This window comes from Novosphingobium pentaromativorans US6-1, from assembly GCF_000767465.1.
Taxonomy (GTDB): Bacteria; Pseudomonadota; Alphaproteobacteria; order Sphingomonadales; family Sphingomonadaceae; genus Novosphingobium; species Novosphingobium pentaromativorans.
In genome coordinates this window covers 2,673,681-2,691,659 of the sequence record NZ_CP009291.1, presented here as the reverse complement: position 1 = coordinate 2,691,659, position 17,979 = coordinate 2,673,681, and the positions used below count along the sequence as shown (strand labels likewise).

Below are 17,979 nucleotides of genomic sequence, written 5' to 3'. Positions count from 1 at the left end.
GCGTCAGTATCCCTGGACGTCAGGCCTCACAGCGTGAAACCCTCGCCGAGATAGAGCCTGCGCACATTCTCGTCGGCCACCAGCGCTTCGGGGCTGCCCGCGAAGAGCACCTGCCCGCCGTAGATGATGCAGGCGCGATCGACGATGTCGAGCGTTTCGCGCACGTTGTGGTCGGTGATGAGAACGCCGATCCCGCGCGTCTTGAGGTCCCTTACGAGATCGCGGATGTCCGCGATCGAAAGCGGGTCGATGCCTGCGAAAGGCTCGTCCAGCAGCATGATCGACGGCTTCGCAGCCAGGGCCCGGGCAATTTCGCAGCGACGGCGCTCGCCGCCCGAGAGCGCCATGGCCGGGCTCGACCGCAGGCGGGTCAGGCCGAATTCGTCGAGCAGGCGCTCCAGTTCCTCGTCGCGCACGGCCCTGTCCGGCTCGTTGAGTTCCAGCACGGCGCTGATGTTCTGCTCCACCGTCATGCCCCGGAAGATCGAGGTTTCCTGCGGCAGGTAGCCCAGGCCGAGAATCGCGCGGCGGTACATCGGCAGGCGGGTGACGTCGACGCCGTCCATCAGGATGCGGCCCGAATCCGGACGCACCAGCCCCATGATCGAATAAAAGCAGGTGGTCTTGCCCGCGCCATTGGGGCCGAGCAGGCCCAGCACTTCGCCTTTCGCCACCGAAAGCGAGATGTCGGTAAGGACCGCACGCTTGTCGTAGCTCTTGGCGATGGAGATGACTTCGAGCCCGCCGCGTTCGGCAACTGCTGCCGCCGCCGCACTGGAGCTCTGATCCTGCGAAAGTTCGGTCGTTTCCGTCATTGGTTACCGCGTTAACGCACGCGACCGGGCAACGGCAAGTCGGCATTTTGCCTTCGAGGCCCAGATTAGCAGGTTTCGTGCATGTGCCTGATAACCCGGCGCTGTTTACCGATTGGCTTCGGGCCGCCGCCCGTCCGCCTCGCCAGAGCTTGTCGGAAATTTCGTCAAACTTGATCTTCCCGCAATTTGATGATCTATTCTGAGTGGGATTGAAGGGGAAGTGCTGCCGGATGGTTAAGACCACAAGACATAGGGCCATCATGACACCGTCCGCCGTGCACCTGGTGGACTGGCGCAAGAAGATGAGCGACCACATCGCCTACGCCCTGCTGGTCTATACCGCCTTGCAGATTTTCGTGACGATCGGCGCCCTCAAGTCGCACGGCAGTTCGCTGCTGCCCTACCTCGCACTGATCATCCTCGTCATTGCCATCATCCCGGCCTGCCGCCGCTTCGAGGCGCGCTGGAACCGCCTGACCGACGAACAGGCCCACGATCCGGGCATGGCCCCCTATTACCGACGTGACCGTCTGGTACTCTGGGCTATCGCCATCGGACTTCCTTTCGCACTGACCGGACTGCTCAAGGGCCTCGCCCTGATCTTCGCCTGAAGGCGGCGGCAATCGGGGTTTCGTCCCCCGGACAACCAGCTCTTCGTGCATCTCGCATTTGCCCTCGGCCCGCGCGGCGACTAGGGCTGCCCTGAGCGCGAACCGGCTTTCGCGCGGTCCAAGGGAGTTGCGAAGTCCAATGCTCAATCCGGAACAGGCCAGGGAACGCGCGCAGGACCTGGTTGCGCGCGCGCGCCGCGCTGGCGCCGATGCCGCCGATGCCGTGTATGGCGCCAGTTCCTCGGAAGGGATCCAGATCCGCCTCGGCAAGCTCGAGGATGTCGAGCGTTCGGAAAGCGAGCACATCTCGCTGCGCGTGTTCAGCGGCACCCGTTCGGCCAGTATCGGTTCTTCCGACTTGTCGGACCTCGCGCTGGACGAGCTGGCCGCGCGCGCGATCGCCATGGCCCGCGCCGCACCGGAAGACGCCTATGCCGGCCTGGCGCCAGAGGAACTGCTCACCCATGGCCCCTTCCCCGAACTCGACCTGATCGATCCCACCGAGCCCAGCCCGCAAGCCCTGCGCGAACGCGCCGAGGAAGCCGAGGACGCGGCCCGGGCGGTGCAGGGCGTGACCAATTCCGACGGCGCATCGGCCAGTGCCGGCTTCGGCATCTTCGCGCTGGCGACCAGCCACGGTTTCGCCGGAGCCTATGGCGCATCCAGCCATTCCACCAGCGCTTCGGTTGTCGCCGGCGAAGGCGCGGGCAAGCAGCGCGACAGCGCCTGGCGCCAGACGCATCACGTGGCCGACCTGCCCGGCGCGCGCGAAATCGGCGAACTGGCCGGAACCCGCGCGGTCGCCCGTCTCGAGCCCGGCAAGGTGAAGAGCGGCCCGATGCCGGTCCTGTTCGATCCGCGCGTCTCGGGCACGCTGGTCGGCCATCTCATCGGCGCCATGTCGGGCAGCGCAATCGCCCGCCGTTCCAGCTTCCTGCTCGACCGGCTCGGCGAACAGATCTTCGCGCCGGGAACCGTGATCGCCGAAGACCCGCACCGGCCGCGCGGCCTGCGCGCCCGGCCCTTCGACGGCGAAGGACTGGCGACCCGTGCGCGCAATCTCGTGGAAGACGGGAAGATCACCGGTTGGCTGCTCGACTGCGCGGCGGCCCGCCAGCTCGGCCTGGAGCCGACCGGCCACGCCTCGCGCGGCGGCGGCGGCGCACCTGGAATCTCGGTGGGCAATATCCACCTCGAACCCGGTCCGCTCTCACCCGCCGAACTGATGGCGGACATCGCCGACGGCATCTACGTGACCGAGCTGATCGGGCAGGGCGTGAACGGAGTGACCGGCGATTACAGCCGCGGCGCTTCGGGCTTCCGGATCGTCAACGGCGAACTGGCCGGGCCGGTGGCCGAATTCACCATCGCCGGGAACCTGCTCAAGATGTTTGCGCAGATGACCCCGGCCAGCGACCTTGAATGGTACCGCGCGATCAACGTGCCGACGCTGCGCGTCGACGGCATGACCATCGCCGGAAACTGATGGACGAGCGGTCCGGCGCCGCGCTCTCGACTGCGGAGCGCGGCACCGGACGCCCGATCAGAACGCTTCGGCCTCGAGCGCCATCATCGATGCCTTGCCCGCCTTGATCGCCAGGAATGCCGCCGTCGCCTGGGGCAGGATACGGTCGAAGAAGAACTGCGCGGTCGCCAGCTTGGACTTGTAGAACGCCGCCTCGTCGGTGCCTTCGCCAAGCCTGCGCTGGGCGATCATGGCCGACTTGGCAAAGCAGTAGGCCATGGCGACAAGGCCGGTCAGGCGCAGGTAATCGGTCGCGGCAGCAGCGCCTTCCTCGGGGTCCTTCATCCCCTTCTGCGCGATCGTCGCCGTTGACAGCTGAAGCGCGCCAAAGGCCTTTTCCAGAGCCTCGATCATCTTGCCGAAGGTCTCGTCATCCTTGTTCGCTTCGATGAACTGCGAGACCGGGTGGAAGAACGCGCGCAAGTATCGGCCCATGTGGGCAGGCAGCTTGCGGCCCACGAGGTCGAGCGCCTGAATGCCGTTGGTACCTTCGTAGATCATGGCGATGCGCGCATCGCGCGCGTACTGCTCCACGCCGCTTTCGGCGATGTAGCCGTGGCCGCCATAGACCTGCACCGCAAGGTTCGCGCTCTCGAAACCGAGGTCGGTGAAAAGCGCCTTCACCACGGGCGTCATCAGGGCGACGAAATCCTCGGCGCGCTGCTTCACTTCCGGATCGGTGGCGTGCTTTTCGGCATCGAGCGCGCGGCTCACCCATGCCGAAATGGCACGGCAGCCTTCGTTGTTGGCGCGCATCGTCATCAGCATGCGGCGCACATCGGGGTGAACGATGATCGGGTCAGCCGGTCCATCCGGGTTCTTCACGCCGGACAGCGAACGGCCCTGCAGGCGGTCCTTCGCGTACCACACCGCAGACTGGTAGGCTGCCTCGCCCACGCCCAGCCCCTGCACGCCCACCGAGACGCGCTCGGTGTTCATCATCGTGAACATCGCCTCGAGCCCCTTGTTGGGCTTGCCGACCAGCCAGCCGGTCGATTCCTCGAAATTGAGCTGGCAGGTGGCCGAGGCCTTGAGGCCCATCTTGTGCTCGATGGCCGCGACCGAGACCCCGTTCGAGGGGCCCGGCGTGCCGTCGTCCTTGGGCAGATACTTGGGCACCAGGAACAGGCTGATGCCCTTCACGCCCTTGGGTGCATCGGGAAGCCGCGCGAGGACGAGGTGGATGATGTTCTCGGTCAGGTCATGTTCGCCGGCGGAAATGAAGATCTTGCCGCCGGTCAGCTTGTAGCTGCCGTCATCCTGCGGAACCGCCTTGGTGCGCAGCATGCCCAGATCGGTGCCGCAATGCGATTCGGTGAGGCACATCGTGCCCGACCAGGTGCCCGAAACCAGCTTCGGCAGGTAGAACTGCTTGAGTTCATCGCTGGCATAGACCTCGATCGCGGTCGTGCCGCCGTGGGTCAGGCCGGGATAGAGGCTGAACGACAGGTTGGCCGAGCAGATCATTTCCTCGGTCATCTTGTTGACCGATTCGGGCAGGCCCTGCCCGCCCCATTCGGGATCGGACGCCAGCGCGCACCAGCCGCCCTCGCGGAACAGCTCATAGGCTTCCTTGAAGCCCTGCGGCGTGCGCACCACGCCGTTCTCCAGGGTACAGCCCTCGACGTCACCGCTGCGGTTGAGCGGGAGCAGGACCTCCTGCGCCACCTTGGCCGCTTCTTCCAGCACGGCATCGACGAGATCGGGCGTAAATTCTTCAAGCGCCTCGAGATTACCGAAGCCGTCGTCCTCATGAAGCTCGTGCAGCACGAACTTCATGTCGCGCAAGGGTGCCTCGTAGACTTGCATTTCTCACTCTCCTCGCAGGCGCGACTGCGCGCGCCCTTGTCATCGCATCAGTTGCGCAGCGGCTTGCCGGTTTCAAGCATATGCTCGACCCGAGCGATCGAGCGCGGTTCGCGAACCAGCCGCATGAAGGTCTCGCGCTCCAGCTTGAGCAGTTCCTGCTCGCTCACCGTATCGACGAGGTCGGCCTCTCCTCCGGTCAGCACGGTGGCCAGGGCATCGGAAACGACCATGTCGTAATCGGTCGCCATTCCGCGCTTGTGGAAGCCTTGCGCCGCCATGTTGAGCGCGACGTGCCCGCCCTCGCCCGGCAACCTGAACTCGGGCGCTTCGGGGGGAGCGTAGCCTTCCACCAGCGAAAGCGCCTTCTGCTTGGCATCGTGAAGCAGGCGGTCGCGGTTCATGGTGATGCCGTCATCCGGCCGCAGGAACAGCATTTCCTTCGCCTGCGCCGCAGACTTGGAAACAGTCGCGGTCGAGACCGTCTCGAACACCTTGGCGACGGCGGGCATCGGCCCCTTGGGCATCATGGGCGCCTTGCGCGCGCGGTCGATCATCTCGCCATTGCCGCCCCAGCCGGGGATCAGGCCGACACCGCATTCGACGAGGCCGGTGTAGAGTTCGGCATGGGCCTGGATCGCATCGCAGTGCAGCAGGATCTCGCACCCGCCGCCCACGGCCAGACCGGCAGGTGCTCCCACCACCGGGAAGGGCGCGTACTTGAGGCCCTTGTAGGCCATCTGCCCGCCGGCCACGAGCTTCTCGACCTCGCCATAGGCGGCGATATTGATCGCGAAGAGGGCAAGCCCGAGGTTGGCGCCAGCCGAGAAGCTGTCGGCGTCGTTATAGACGACAAGCGCCTTGAACCTGGCGGAAACGAGCGGGATCGCCTCGACGATCAGCTTCATCACGTCGCCGTCGAGCGCATTCATCTTGCCGGTGAATTCGAGGCAGGCCACTCCGTCGCCGACATCCCACAGGGCCGCCGAGCCGTTCTTGAGCAGCGGCCCGGAGGCCAGCTTGATGTCCGCGAGACGCAGCACGCCTTCGGGGCGCACGACATCGTGATACTCGCCGTCAAGGCCAAGGAACTGGCGCTTGCCGTCCTCGATGCGATAGAAGGTGCGCTCTCCTGCCAGCCTGAGGATCTCGGGAACGGGCTTGCCTTCAGCCTCGAGCCTTTCGGCAAGATACTGCGCGCCCAGCGTGTCGATCATTTCGAACGGCCCGGACTTCCAGTTGTAGCCCAGCTTCATGGCATCATCGACGGCCACGACATCGGCGGCGGCAGACGGCACCAGGGCGGCGGCATAAGCCAGCGTCCCGCCCAGGATCGCCCAGGCATATTCGCCCACCGCGCCCCTGGTTTCGACCAGCGCCCGCAGGTCCCCCTTGGCTGCGCGACCCGAAGGGCCGCGGGCGCTGGTCTTCTCGCGGTATTCACCGGTCGCAAGGTCAAGAGCCTCCTTGCGGCGACCCATGTCCCTATTGAGGCGGTAGAAACCGCCCTTGCCCTTGCGGCCGGTGAATCCCTCGGAAATCAATTTCTCGATAAGCGGATGGCTGCGCGCGATCTCCTGATAGGGATCGTCCTTGGGCAGCGTGGAAGTCAGGCTCGCCTGCAAGTGCGGCATCAGGTCGATGCCCACGAGATCGACCAGACCGAAAATGCCGGTCTTGGGCACGCCCATCGGCTTGCCGGCGATCGCGTCGGCCTGCTCGACGGTGAGCCCCATGTCGAAAGCGGCATTGAGGCCTAGCTGGATCCAGTACGTGCCGATGCGATTGGCGATGAAGCCCGGCGTGTCCTTGGCATGGACCACCGTCTTGCCCATCGCGACATCGGCGAAGCGCTCCACCTTGTCCGCCACGGCCGCATCGGTCGCGGGACCGGTAACGATTTCCAGCAGGCGCATGTAGCGCGGCGGATTGAAGAAGTGGGTGATCAGGAAATCGCGCTTGAAGCCGTCCGAGCGCCCTTCGACGAGATGGGCGAGCGGGATGGTCGACGTGTTCGACGAGACCGCCGTACCCTCGCGCTTGACCGCTTCCAGCTTGGCATAGAGGCCCTGCTTGATGTCGAGCCGCTCGATCACCGCCTCGATCACCCAGTCGCATTCGGCGACCTTGTCGAGATGGTCCTCGATGTTGCCGGTCTCGACCAGCTTGGCCGCAGCCTTCGACATGAAGGGCGCCGGCTCGGTCTTAAGCATGCGCGCCACCGCGCCTTCGGCGATGGCGTTGCGGTTCTCGCCGTCCTTGGGGACGATGTCGAGCAGGACGACCGGCACGCCGGCATTGGCGACCTGGGCGGCGATTCCGGCACCCATGGTACCGGCGCCGATGACGCAGACTTTCCGGATGATATCGTTCATTGCGCCGACTCCAGGATCGTGGCGATGCCCTGCCCGCCGCCGATGCACTGCGTGGCCAGCGCATACTTGCCGCCTTCGCGCTTCAGCAGCGCCGCGGCCTTGCCGACGATGCGCGCGCCGGTTGCGCCGAGCGGGTGCCCGATGGCGATGGCGCCGCCGTCGATGTTGGTCCTGGCGGCATCGAGGCCGAGGTCGGTCATGCAGGCGATCGCCTGCGAGGCGAAGGCCTCGTTAAGCTCGACCACGTCGAGGTCGCCCGCCGTGATGCCTGCGCGCTCCATCGCCTTCCTGCTGGAGAGGATCGGCCCGAGCCCCATCGTTTCGGGCGCGCAACCGGAGATCGCCACCGACTTGATACGGGCGAGAATCGGCAGATCGTGCTTGCGGGCATATTCCTCGGTGCAGACCAGCACCGCGCTGGCGCCGTCAGTCAGCGGAGAGGATGTACCGGCAGTGACCGAACCCTTGGCATCGAAGGCAGGCTTGAGCCCGGCAAGGTCCTCGGCCGTGGTACCGGGACGGATCGTGCCGTCCTCGCTCACAGTGCCGCCCTTGGTCGTGATCGGTACGATCTCGTCGGCGAACTTGCCGGCCTCGCGCGCCGCGGCCGCCCGCTTCTGGCTTTCGACGGCCAGGGCTTCCTGCGCATCGCGGCCGATCTGGTACTTTGCGGCGACGTTCTCAGCCGTCTCGCCCATCGACATGTAGGCGGCGCTCTTTTCGGCAAGGGCACGGTTGGGCATGGGGTTGAAGCCCATCATCGGCACCCGGCTCATCGATTCGACGCCTGCGCAGATGAAGACTTCACCCGCGCCCACGGCAATCTGGCCCATGGCGATGTGGATCGCGCTCATCGACGAGCCGCAGAATCGGTTCACCGTCATCCCGCCCACCGAGATCGGCAGGTCGGCCAGCAGGCCGATCAGGCGGGCCACGTTGAGGCCCTGTTCGCCTTCGGGGAAGGCGCAGCCGACAATCAGGTCCTCGACGTCGGACGGTTCGACCCCGGTCTTGTCGATCAACCCGCGAATCACTTGCGCGGCAAGGTCGTCAGGCCGGACCCGGGCAAGCGCGCCCTTGTTGGCCAGGTGAAACGGGGAACGGGCGAAACCCGCAATCACGACGCTTTGCATGCATTCTCTCCATGGCGGACGGGCCTCAAGAATCCGGACCGTTCGAAACATCTTCCCTTAAGGTGCGATTCTTTCCCTATACGTCAAGCAAATTTTCGGTTATCTCGAGTCCATACCCGGCCCCGGATCGAAGACGTCTGCCAGCAAGCGGCGCGAATCCGGGCTTCGGGAGAGAGATGGAAAGGTCGCACATGAGAATCACGAAACATGCGGCAGTGGCATTTGTTGCCGCCATTGCTGCAGTTCCGGTCACGGCATCCGCCGCATCGCCGGACTCGGTACTGGGAATGTGGCGCACACCGTCGAAGCACGGCGTCGTCGAGATCGCGCGTTGCGGAACCTCGATCTGCGGGACGCTCCTCGAATCCGACAACATCCGGCGCAATCCGGAGATGCGGGACGAGAACAACAAGGACGAGGCCAAGCGCAATCGCCGCCTCAAGGGCCTGCAGATCCTGGGCGGCTTCGATCGCGACGCGGCCAAGTGGACCGGCGGCACGATCTACAACCCGGAAGACGGCGGCACCTACAAGGCCACGATCACACCGGCCGGCGCAGACACCCTCAAGCTCAAGGGCTGCATCGTCTGGCCCTTGTGCAAGACCCAGACCTGGACGCGGATCAACTGATGCGTCCGGGCGTTACCAGACAATACAAGAAATTGAATTCGGGAGAGTTTCGAATGAAGTTGACGTCCGGCCGCGTATTCCTTTCCAGCGCGGTATCCTTCTTTGCCATGGCCGTCGCAGGATCGGCCCACGCCCAGGCATTCTACCTTCAGGAACAGTCCGTACGCGGCCAGGGCCGTGCCTTTTCCGGTGAGGCCGCCGACACCGGCGTCGATTCGCTGTGGTGGAACCCGGCCTCGATCGCCGGCATGGAAGGCGGTGAAGCCGCGGTTCATGCCAGCGCCATCCTTCCGCGCGGCAAGGTTTCCGACAATGGCACCGTGATCGTCCGCCCGGCCTCGGCCCCCGCCTCCGTCGGCGGCGACCCGGTCGAGAAGAACCCGATCGACAACGGCGTGCTGCCTTCCGGCGCGATCGCCTACGGCTTCGGCAAGGTCGCGGTGGGCCTCGCCGTCAGCGCCCCCTACAACTTCACCACCAATTACGCAGAGGACAGCTGGGCCCGCTACACTGCGGACAAGACCAAGCTGCGCACCTTCGACATCCAGCCGACGCTGGCCGTTGCCGTGACGCCCGAACTGTACCTTGGCGCCGCGCTCAACATCGAGCACGCCGATGCCACCTTGGGCAATTACCTGCCCAACCTATCCGCCCTGCTGCCCGACGGGCACCAGACCCTGTCCGGCAAGGGCTGGGACATGGGCTGGTCGGTCGGCGCCCAGTATCACACCGGTCCGCTGTCGCTTGGCGTCTCCTACAAGTCGAGCATCAAGCACAAGCTCAAGGGCACGGTCCTGACCGAAGGCCTGCTTGGCCCGCTTGCCGGCCAGAACGGCGAGATCGCCACGCGCGCCACTTTCAGCACGCCGTGGCAGGCAATCGGCAGCGTCCGCTACAAGGCGACCGACCGGCTGACGCTGAACGCGCAGGTCGTACGCTATGGCTGGAGCAAGTTCGACACCATCGATCTCGGCGCGCCGATCAACGCCTCGATCCCAGAGGACTACAAGAACAGCTGGAGCTACGCGGCGGGCATCGACTATATGGTCAATCCCGAGTGGACCGTGCGCGCTGGCGTCCAGTACGGCGGAACCCCAACGCGCGACGGCGAACGTGACGCCCGCGTGCCGGACAGCAACCGCTGGAACTTCTCGGCCGGTACCAGCTACGCTGTCAGCAAGGCCATCACCGTCGATGCTGCCGCTTCGTACATCTCGTTCAAGGATGCCGCGATCGACCGCACGACCGCCGCTTATGCAGGAACCGCGGCACAGACGCCGATCCTGGTGAACGGCACGCTCACAGACGCATCCGCGCTCGTCTTTTCCCTCGGCGCGCGGGTGAAGTTCTGATGAGCGCCGCGGAGACGATCGGCGGCCCCCACTTGGGGGACAAGGCTCGCCCGGCACAACCCTCCTCCTCCCAGCTGCCGGAAGAGATGCCGCCGATCGCTCCGCGGTTGCTTACCGACCTGCTCGACCACGCGGTCGCGCATCATGGTGAGTGGCCCGCCATAGATTTCATGGGCCGCAAGTGGACATACGCCGAAGTCGGCGAGCTGGCGCGCAAGGCCGCGCGCGGGCTCCAGGACCTTGGCGTCAAGCCGGGTACGCGGGTCGGGCTGTGCCTGCCCAACATGCCCTACTACGTGATCTGCTACTTCGCGATCCTGCGCATCGGAGCGGTCGTGGTGAACTTCAACCCGCTCTACACCGAGCGCGAGATGGAGCACCTCGTCGAGGATTCGGGTGCCAGCGTGCTGATCGCCTCGGACCTGGCCCTGTCGCTGCCCAAGATCGCGCCGTTGGTCGGCAAGGGCAGCCTGTCACGCGTGATCGTGTGCCCCTTCGCCGACGCCCTGCCCACTTTCAAGCGCCGCGCCTACCAGCTGCTCAAGCGCAAGGACATCGCGCATGAGCCGCACGACCTGCGCTTCGTGCGCTTTGCCGACCTGATCGCGCGCGATGCCGACCCCGATCCGGTCAAGCGCGATCCCGGCGACCTGGCCGTGCTGCAATATACCGGCGGCACCACCGGCGTGCCCAAGGGCGCAATGCTCAGCCACGCCAATCTCGCCGCCAACAGCGCCCAGATGATCGCCCACGTCGGCCACATGCCCGACGAACAGGAGCGCACGCTGGGCGTCCTGCCGCTGTTCCACGTTTTCGCACTGACGACGGTGCTGAACTACTCGGTCGATACCGCGGCAGAGATGATCCTCCTGCCGCGCTTCGAGATGAAGTCCTTCCTCGCCACCGCGCGGCGCACCAGGCCGACGCAGTTCTTCGGGGTGCCCACGCTCTACACCGCGCTCAACCACGTGAAGCTGCACGGCGAGTTCGACAGCGTGCGCGTATGCATCTCGGGCGGCGCGCCGCTTCCGCTCGAAGTGCGCCAGCGTTTCGAGGAGCACACCGGGGTCAAGGTCGTCGAAGGCTACGGCCTCTCCGAAGCATCCCCGATCATCGCCTGCAATCCGCTTGAAGGCGTCATCAAGGATAACTCCTGCGGCCCGGCCTTCCCGGGCACCGCGCTGGAGATCCGCGATCCCGACAATCTCCACAAGGTGCTTGGCACCGGGGAGAAGGGCGAAGTCTGCGCGCGCGGCCCCCAGGTGATGAAGGGGTACTGGAACCGGCCCGAAGAATCGGAAAAGACGTTCATTTACGGCGCCCTGCGGACAGGAGACATTGGCTATCTCGACGCAGACGGCTATCTGTTCCTCGTCGACAGGATCAAGGACCTGATCCTGTGTGGGGGTTACAACGTCTATCCGCGCGTGATCGAGGATGCCATCTATGAGCATCCGATGGTCGCGGAAGCGATCGTCATCGGCATTCCCGATGCCTATCGCGGGCAGGCCCCCAAGGCTTTCGTCGCATTGCACAAGGGGGATATCTTGAGCGAGGAAGAATTGCTGGAATTTCTGAAGCCGCGGCTGAACAAGATCGAGATGCCCTCGGCCATCGAATTCCGGGAATCGCTGCCCAAGACCCTCGTCGGCAAGCTTTCCAAGAAGGAACTCGTGGCCGAAGAAGCCGCGAAGCGCGCACCATGAGCGAAAGCGGGGCAAGCGAAAAGGCGGACGTGCAGCTGCCTGACATGCTGGGCATCCACGAGGCGGCAGAGCATCTCGACGTCACCATGCGCACCTTGCGCTTCTACGAGGACAAGGGCCTGATCGCGCCCCAGCGCGTGGGCACCACGCGGATCTACGGCAAGCGCGAGATCGGGCGCATGCAGCTGATCCTGCGCGGCAAGCGGCTGGGCTTCAGCATCCGCGAGATCAAGGAATTCCTCGATCTCTACGACGTCGACCCCAAACACGTCGAACAGGTCCGCAACCTTCTCGGCAAGGTGAGCGACCGGATCGCAGAGTTGCGCCGCCAGAAGCGGGCGATCGAACAGACCTTGACCGAGCTGCGGTTGATCGAGCAGCAGTCGAAGGATTGGCTGGAAGGCGCAAGCGCGCAGCACAAGCAGAAAGGCACCAATGACTGATCCGAGGGCTCTTGCCGTTGAGGAACTGCGCGAACTGCTGCTCGTCGAGGAGATCGACACGGACCTGTTCCGCGGCGCGGCAGCGGCGGAAAGGCCCGGCCGCGTCTTCGGCGGGCAAGTGATCGCGCAGGCTCTCGCCGCTGCGGCGAAGGACTTGCGCAAAGGCCATCACGCCCACTCACTCCATGCCTACTTCATGCGCCCCGGCGATACCCAGCGCCCGATCATCTACCGCGTGCTGCGCGATTTCGACGGCGGCACTTTCGCCAATCGCCGTGTCGTGGCCATGCAGGGCGGCAAGCCCATCCTCAACCTCGCGGCATCGTTCCAGCGGCCCGAGGACGGTTTCTCCCACGCCGCGCCGATGCCGGAAGTCCTGCCGCCGGAGCAATTGCCCGAGATGATGGACATCCTGCGCAGGAAGAGCGCCCCCATGCCTCCGGCCCTGCAGGAGCGCCTTGCCGCCTTCGATATCAGGCCGGGACCGCCCGGCCCACCCGTGGTCGATGGCGTGGGTCTGGCTTCGCAATACCTGTGGTTTCGCCTGGCGAGGCCGATCGGCGGCGACCCTGCAGTTCACCGCATCGTCCTGGCCTATGCCAGCGACTTCGCGTTGCTGACCACGGCCGTCCTCCCGCAGGACATCAAGTTCTTCTCACCGCAGTTGCAGGCCGCCAGCCTTGATCACGCGGTATGGTTCCATCGCACCCCGCCGGTCGACGACTGGCTGCTCTATCACATGGACAGCCCGTGGGCCGGCCACGCCCGGGGCTTCGCGCGCGGAACCATCTACGATCGGACCGGCAACATGATCGCCAGCGTAGCCCAGGAGGGCCTGTGCCGCCGCCGCGACCAGCCGCCGAGCGAGACTTGATTACTGTGTGCATCTCTCTAGTCACGAAACCATGCAGAAGACCAGCAGCCCGGTAGAAGACATTGTCGCGGGGATGATCCACATCCCCGGCGGAACTTTCACGATGGGATCGGAGACCTTCTATCCCGAGGAAATGCCGCTTCGGCGTGTGAAGGTCGATCCATTCTGGATTGACGAGACCCCCGTCACCAATCGTGACTTTGCGCGTTTCGTCGAGGCGACCGGCTATGTCACCGTGGCCGAGATCGCCCCCGATCCCAAGGACTACCCGGGCATGTTGCCGGGCATGGACAAGGCAGGATCGCTGGTCTTCCACAAGACCGCGACGCCGGTCGACACGAGCAATCCGGCCAACTGGTGGTCGTTCGTCTTCGGGGCCGACTGGTGCCACCCGCTCGGCCCGGACAGCAATCTCGACGATCTCTGGGATCACCCGGTGGTCCATATCGCCTATGCCGATGCCGAGGCCTATGCGAAGTGGGCCGGCAAGGCACTGCCGACCGAGGCCGAATTCGAGTTCGCCGCGCGTGGCGGCCTTGAGGGCAAGGACTACGCCTGGGGCGACGAACTGGCCCCGGACGGCGCGATGATGGCGAATTACTGGCAGGGCCTGTTTCCCTTCGCCAACCAGTGCCTCGATGGATGGGAAAGAACTTCGCCGGTCAGGACCTTCCCGGCCAACGGCTACGGCCTCTACGACATGATCGGCAACACCTGGGAATGGACCGCCGACTGGTGGTCGGAACGCCCGCAGACCGTCGCCAAGAAGAAACCGGGCGCCTGCTGCGTGATGGAAAATCCGCGCGGAGCGAAGCTCAAGGACAGCTACGATCCGGTCCAGCCGGGTGTCAGGATTGGCCGCAAGGTGCTCAAGGGCGGATCGCACTTGTGCGCCGCCAATTATTGCCAGCGCTACCGCCCCGCCGCGCGCCACCCCGAAATGATCGACAGCGCCACGACGCATATCGGATTTCGCTGCGTGGTGCGCGACAGGGCCTGACCTCTCAGCGTCCCGCCTGAGCACTCACCCCGGTTCGCCAGCCCATCCATCGCGCCAGCGAGGGCGTCAGGCGCTTGAGCGTCCATTCCGCCGCGACAGCCAGGGCCAATGAGGCGCCGAACAGCGGCATCGCCAGCGCCAGCAGCAGGACCAGGCCGACCAGCGCCCAGCTGTGCCGGACCGGCGCCAGCCATGAAGGCGCACCCAGCATATCGGCAGGCCGACGGCGCCACCAAAGCACCACGCTGGAAACAGACAGGGTCACCAGCCCCAGCAGCACGGCCAGGTTCAGTAACTGGTTGGCCAGCCCCCAGAAGGCTCCTTCGTGGATCGCCACGCCATAGCCGACGGTCCGATCGATCCAGTGCCGGTCGGAAAAGCGCTCTATGCCGATCAGGGCGCCATTGCCTGCGATCTGGGCACTCTCGCGCTGCGGGCGGTCCGCTGCCTGGCTGCGCACCATCCAGGCCGCACCGGGCGCAGTGGGCGGACTGACCTCGACAGGCGCAGCGAAGCCCAGCGTTACCGCTCGCCCGACGACGGCGTCCAGCGCAGCCGGAGCCGCTGTGACGGCCCCGCCCATCGCCATGCCATGATGCCCCGCATGTTCGGACATCGTCGCGCGCATGGCGGCATCGGCGCCTGCGCGCTCGCGCGCGTCGGCCACCGATCCCGCCGACCAGTCCTGTCTGCCTGCCGCCGTTCCGGTCACCGACCGGACCTGGCGCAAGTAATCTCCCCAGGCATTGGCCCAGGGCAGGCCCGAGGCGATCAGGAACACAGCGCCCAGCGAGATCCACAAGCCGGTCACGGCATGAAGGTCACGCCAGAACACGCTGCTGCCCTTGCGCAGCCGAGGCAAAAGCACCCCGGCGAGCCTCCCCCCGGTCTGCCGCGGCCACCACAGGAACAGTCCGGTCAGGAGCATGATCACGGTCCAGCAGGCCGCCGTCTCGACCAGCGCAGAGCCGCGGTCCCCGGCCAGCAGTTCGCCGTGGAGGCGGAAGACCACCCGCATCAGCCGGTCCTGCTCCGCCACCTTGTAGAGCACCTCTCCGGTCTGCGGATGGACCCAGACCCGCGTTTCCCGAGCGCCCTTGCCGACAAGGACTTGCACCGCATCGCCTGCGGCCTCGGGCAACACGTACTTGTGCAAGACCGAACCCGGCACCGCCGCAACCGCCTTTGCGGCTAACGCCCCAGCGGTAAGCTGGGGCGCGTCGACGTGCACGACATCGCGGTAGGGCGCATAGAGCGCGGCCTCGATCTGCGGCTTGAACAGGTAGATGCCGCCGGTCACCGAAAGCCAGACGACGAAGGGTACGCAGAACAGACCGGCATAGAAATGCCAGCGCCACACGGCGCGATACCAGCGCTCGCTGCGCCTTTGCTGTGGCCCGCTCATAGCGTCCAACCCGCCTCGATCAGGAAGCTGCGCTGCGGATAGGGGTGGTAAACCCAGGCGCGGTCATTGGTGATGTTGTCCACGCCCGCACTGACCCGGAGCCGTTCGGTCACGTTCCAGTTAATTCTGGCATCCAGCGCGAAAAGCTCGGACGTATAGCCGTAGGTATCGCCGCGTTGCTCACCCAGCAGATCGGTGTTGGGCCTGCTGGCATAGCGCATGCCGACCGACACCATCACCGGCCCTGTCACCCGGTACCGCAGGTTCGCATTGATCCGCCAGCGCGGGATGCGCGGAAACTGCACGCCCTCCGCCGCCGGGGCGGCATCGTTGCGCACCGTAATCGAATCGATAAACGCCGCGTTGGCATCGATGTCGAGCCCCGGCACGATCACGTCGCGCGCTTCCGCGATCGCCTCGAAGCCGTATTGGCGCGTCACGTCGATGTTCTTGTAGCTGGAGGTGGTGACGCCGTTCTGGTTGAACCCGGTGAAGGAGAAGATGGTGTCCTCCACCCGCTGCCAGAAAGCCGAACCGGTCAATTTCACCGGACCGAAATCGTGCGCCAGAACCAGATTCGCATCGCTCGACCGCTCCGGCTTCAGGCCGGGATCGAAGCTGTCCTCGTTGAAGCTGCCATCGCCATTGAGGCTGCCCTGGAACAGTTCCCCGACAGTGGGAAAACGCGTGGCCCTGGCCAGGCTCAACTGCAGCGTCGTTCGGGCATCGATTGCCCATTCGAACGCGGCCTTGGGCTGGAAGCCGTCGGCGTGGCGGCTATCGTAGCGCCCCGTCACCTGCTGGCCCGCCAATGCGTCGCTGCCCAGCCGGGTCAATCCGCCATCGAAGGCGCGCCAGTCCTCGTAGCGGGCGCCCAGCGTCAGCGTCACCGCCTCGAGCGGAACGCGCAGTTCGGCCCAGCCTGCCAGCACGCGCGTCTTTCCGAAGGTCCGGCTCGAGAAATCCTTGCCCCCGTCACGGCGCCAACTGTCCAGCGCATAGTTGGTGGCATCGGTCCGGTAGAGATTGGCGCTGCTTCCGGCAGCCAGCTCGAACCCGGCAAGGCGGGCATTGAAGGAAAGATCGCCAGTCCACCAGTAAGTCGGCCCCTGACGGGCGAGCGTGCCCGGGCCATTGACCTCTCCAGCCGCATAGCTGCCGGAGGTAAAGCCGTCCGAACGCAGGATCTGATAGCTGGAGACATTCGCCTGCACCGTCACCCGGTCCGAAAGCGGCGCTGCAAGCTTGAGACCAGCCAGCAGTTCATCGCGTATGGAGCGCGACCACCTGGCTCCGCTGGCATCGTAGGTTTTCCCGCCAAGCGAAACGAGACCTTCGCAGACCACATTGCCTGCAGCATCGCGCAAGTAGCAGTCGGGCGCAGTCTGGCTATCGAGGTTGTGCCAGTAGGCCAGCAGGAATTCGCCGGTCACGCCCGAAGCGCCATCGTAACCGAGGCGCAGCTTCGCCTGGTCCTGGGTGATCGCTGCCGGGCTCTGCGCGGCAAAGATGGGCTTGGCAGGCGAACCTGGCGCATAAGCCTGCCCCTGCCGTGGATCGATGACGGCGCCGGTCACCGCGGTGGCAGGCATGGTGCTCTCCGATTCCGCAAGGCCGTAGAACATCTGCGGATGGCCGTCGTTGCGGAAATGGCGGCCGGACACGCGCAGCGACCATGGTCCGTCCTCCTGCCGAAAGCCGAAACCGGCCTCTGCGGAATAGCCCCGATATGTGTCGCGGGTGCCGAACTGGTCGTAGTGCTGGGCCAGTCCCTGCACCGTGGCGAAGGCTTCCGTCTTCTGCGGGGAGCGGGTCGTGATATTGACGAGGCCGCCCATCGAATTGCCCGCATAGCGCGCCGAGTAAGGGCCATAGACGATGTCGAACTGCGCCACCTCGCCAGGGCCGACGATCCCCCACTTGGGCGCAAAGCCGAAGGAATTGCCAAGGAAGTTGGAGACCGTGAAGCCATCGACCATCACCAGCGTTCGTGCGCTCTGGGTCGAATGGGTGCCCCGGAAGCCCGGCACGCCGTTGGAATCCCCGGCATAGCGTTTGCGCACGAAGAAGTCGGGCGCGTATTTCATCAGGTCCTCGACGTTCTGGGCATTGATGCCCGCGAACTGCTCCTCGCCAAGGCTGACCGAAAGGCCGCGCGGTTCGATGGAGATTGCGGATTCGTGCTGGCCGACAACGAGAATGGTATTCGCGTCTGCCGCCGCTTCATCGGCGTGGGCGGCAAGGGGAAGCAGGGCAAGCGGCGCCGCGCCGAGCGCGAGCATGGTCTTTGTCATGGAAGGTATCA

General features: G+C 65.4%; 14 protein-coding genes. 8 read left to right on the top strand and 6 right to left on the bottom strand.

From position 1 onward, the window contains the following. Window positions 1–26: 26 nt before the first annotated feature. On the bottom strand, window positions 27–815 hold the full coding sequence (lptB, locus tag JI59_RS12600) for an LPS export ABC transporter ATP-binding protein (protein WP_007012341.1): 789 nt from the start codon (window positions 813–815) through the stop codon (window positions 27–29). 260 nt (window positions 816–1,075) lie between these two features. Between lptB and JI59_RS12595 the strand changes: the two genes are divergently transcribed. Next, window positions 1,076–1,426, top strand: a complete 351-nt coding sequence (locus JI59_RS12595) for a hypothetical protein (RefSeq protein WP_038576125.1) — start codon at window positions 1,076–1,078, stop codon at window positions 1,424–1,426. A 139-nt stretch (window positions 1,427–1,565) separates the two neighbouring features. Continuing rightward, window positions 1,566–2,912 carry a TldD/PmbA family protein gene (locus JI59_RS12590; protein WP_007012343.1) on the top strand — a complete coding sequence of 449 codons (1,347 nt, stop codon included), beginning with the start codon at window positions 1,566–1,568 and terminating at the stop codon, window positions 2,910–2,912. 57 nt (window positions 2,913–2,969) lie between these two features. On the opposite strand, the gene JI59_RS12585 is transcribed toward JI59_RS12590, so the two are convergent. From JI59_RS12585 to JI59_RS12575, 3 genes are read right to left on the bottom strand one after another with little or no spacing between them, the layout of a single operon-like run. Further along, entirely contained in the window at window positions 2,970–4,760 is a 1,791-nt protein-coding gene (locus tag JI59_RS12585; RefSeq protein ID WP_007012344.1) for an acyl-CoA dehydrogenase C-terminal domain-containing protein, read from the bottom strand. Between the two features lie 47 nt (window positions 4,761–4,807). After that, complete coding sequence (locus tag JI59_RS12580; RefSeq protein WP_007012345.1) at window positions 4,808–7,132, bottom strand: 3-hydroxyacyl-CoA dehydrogenase/enoyl-CoA hydratase family protein; 2,325 nt, start codon at window positions 7,130–7,132, stop codon at window positions 4,808–4,810. Beyond that, complete coding sequence (locus tag JI59_RS12575; protein ID WP_038576123.1) at window positions 7,129–8,265, bottom strand: thiolase family protein; 1,137 nt, start codon at window positions 8,263–8,265, stop codon at window positions 7,129–7,131. The genes JI59_RS12580 and JI59_RS12575 overlap by 4 nt, the downstream gene beginning before the upstream one ends. 191 nt (window positions 8,266–8,456) lie before the next feature. Between JI59_RS12575 and JI59_RS12570 the strand changes: the two genes are divergently transcribed. The 6 genes from JI59_RS12570 (at window position 8,457) to JI59_RS12545 (ending at window position 14,269) form a co-directional block, all read left to right on the top strand. Continuing rightward, window positions 8,457–8,894, top strand: coding sequence for a DUF2147 domain-containing protein (locus tag JI59_RS12570; protein ID WP_013834354.1), 438 nt, complete (start codon window positions 8,457–8,459; stop codon window positions 8,892–8,894). A gap of 53 nt (window positions 8,895–8,947) precedes the next feature. Further along, window positions 8,948–10,246: an OmpP1/FadL family transporter gene (locus JI59_RS12565; protein WP_038576121.1), complete on the top strand. Its 1,299-nt coding sequence runs from the start codon at window positions 8,948–8,950 to the stop codon at window positions 10,244–10,246. Beyond that, a complete protein-coding gene (locus JI59_RS12560; RefSeq protein ID WP_038576119.1) occupies window positions 10,246–11,952 on the top strand; it encodes a long-chain-fatty-acid--CoA ligase in 1,707 nt (568 codons plus the stop codon). Before JI59_RS12565 ends, JI59_RS12560 begins: the two co-directional genes overlap by 1 nt. Then, a complete protein-coding gene (locus tag JI59_RS12555; protein ID WP_007012351.1) occupies window positions 11,949–12,395 on the top strand; it encodes a MerR family transcriptional regulator in 447 nt (148 codons plus the stop codon). The genes JI59_RS12560 and JI59_RS12555 overlap by 4 nt, the downstream gene beginning before the upstream one ends. Continuing rightward, the gene (locus JI59_RS12550) at window positions 12,388–13,269 is read left to right on the top strand and encodes an acyl-CoA thioesterase (RefSeq protein WP_007012352.1); all 882 of its coding nucleotides are present in this window, start codon (window positions 12,388–12,390) and stop codon (window positions 13,267–13,269) included. Before JI59_RS12555 ends, JI59_RS12550 begins: the two co-directional genes overlap by 8 nt. A 73-nt stretch (window positions 13,270–13,342) precedes the next feature. Beyond that, a complete protein-coding gene (locus JI59_RS12545; protein ID WP_038577587.1) occupies window positions 13,343–14,269 on the top strand; it encodes a formylglycine-generating enzyme family protein in 927 nt (308 codons plus the stop codon). 4 nt (window positions 14,270–14,273) lie between these two features. On the opposite strand, the gene JI59_RS12540 is transcribed toward JI59_RS12545, so the two are convergent. After that, the gene (locus JI59_RS12540) at window positions 14,274–15,674 is read right to left on the bottom strand and encodes a PepSY-associated TM helix domain-containing protein (RefSeq protein WP_038576117.1); all 1,401 of its coding nucleotides are present in this window, start codon (window positions 15,672–15,674) and stop codon (window positions 14,274–14,276) included. Beyond that, window positions 15,671–17,968, bottom strand: a complete 2,298-nt coding sequence (locus JI59_RS12535; RefSeq protein ID WP_038577585.1) for a TonB-dependent receptor — start codon at window positions 17,966–17,968, stop codon at window positions 15,671–15,673. The genes JI59_RS12540 and JI59_RS12535 overlap by 4 nt, the downstream gene beginning before the upstream one ends. Between the last annotated feature and the right edge of the window lie 11 nt (window positions 17,969–17,979).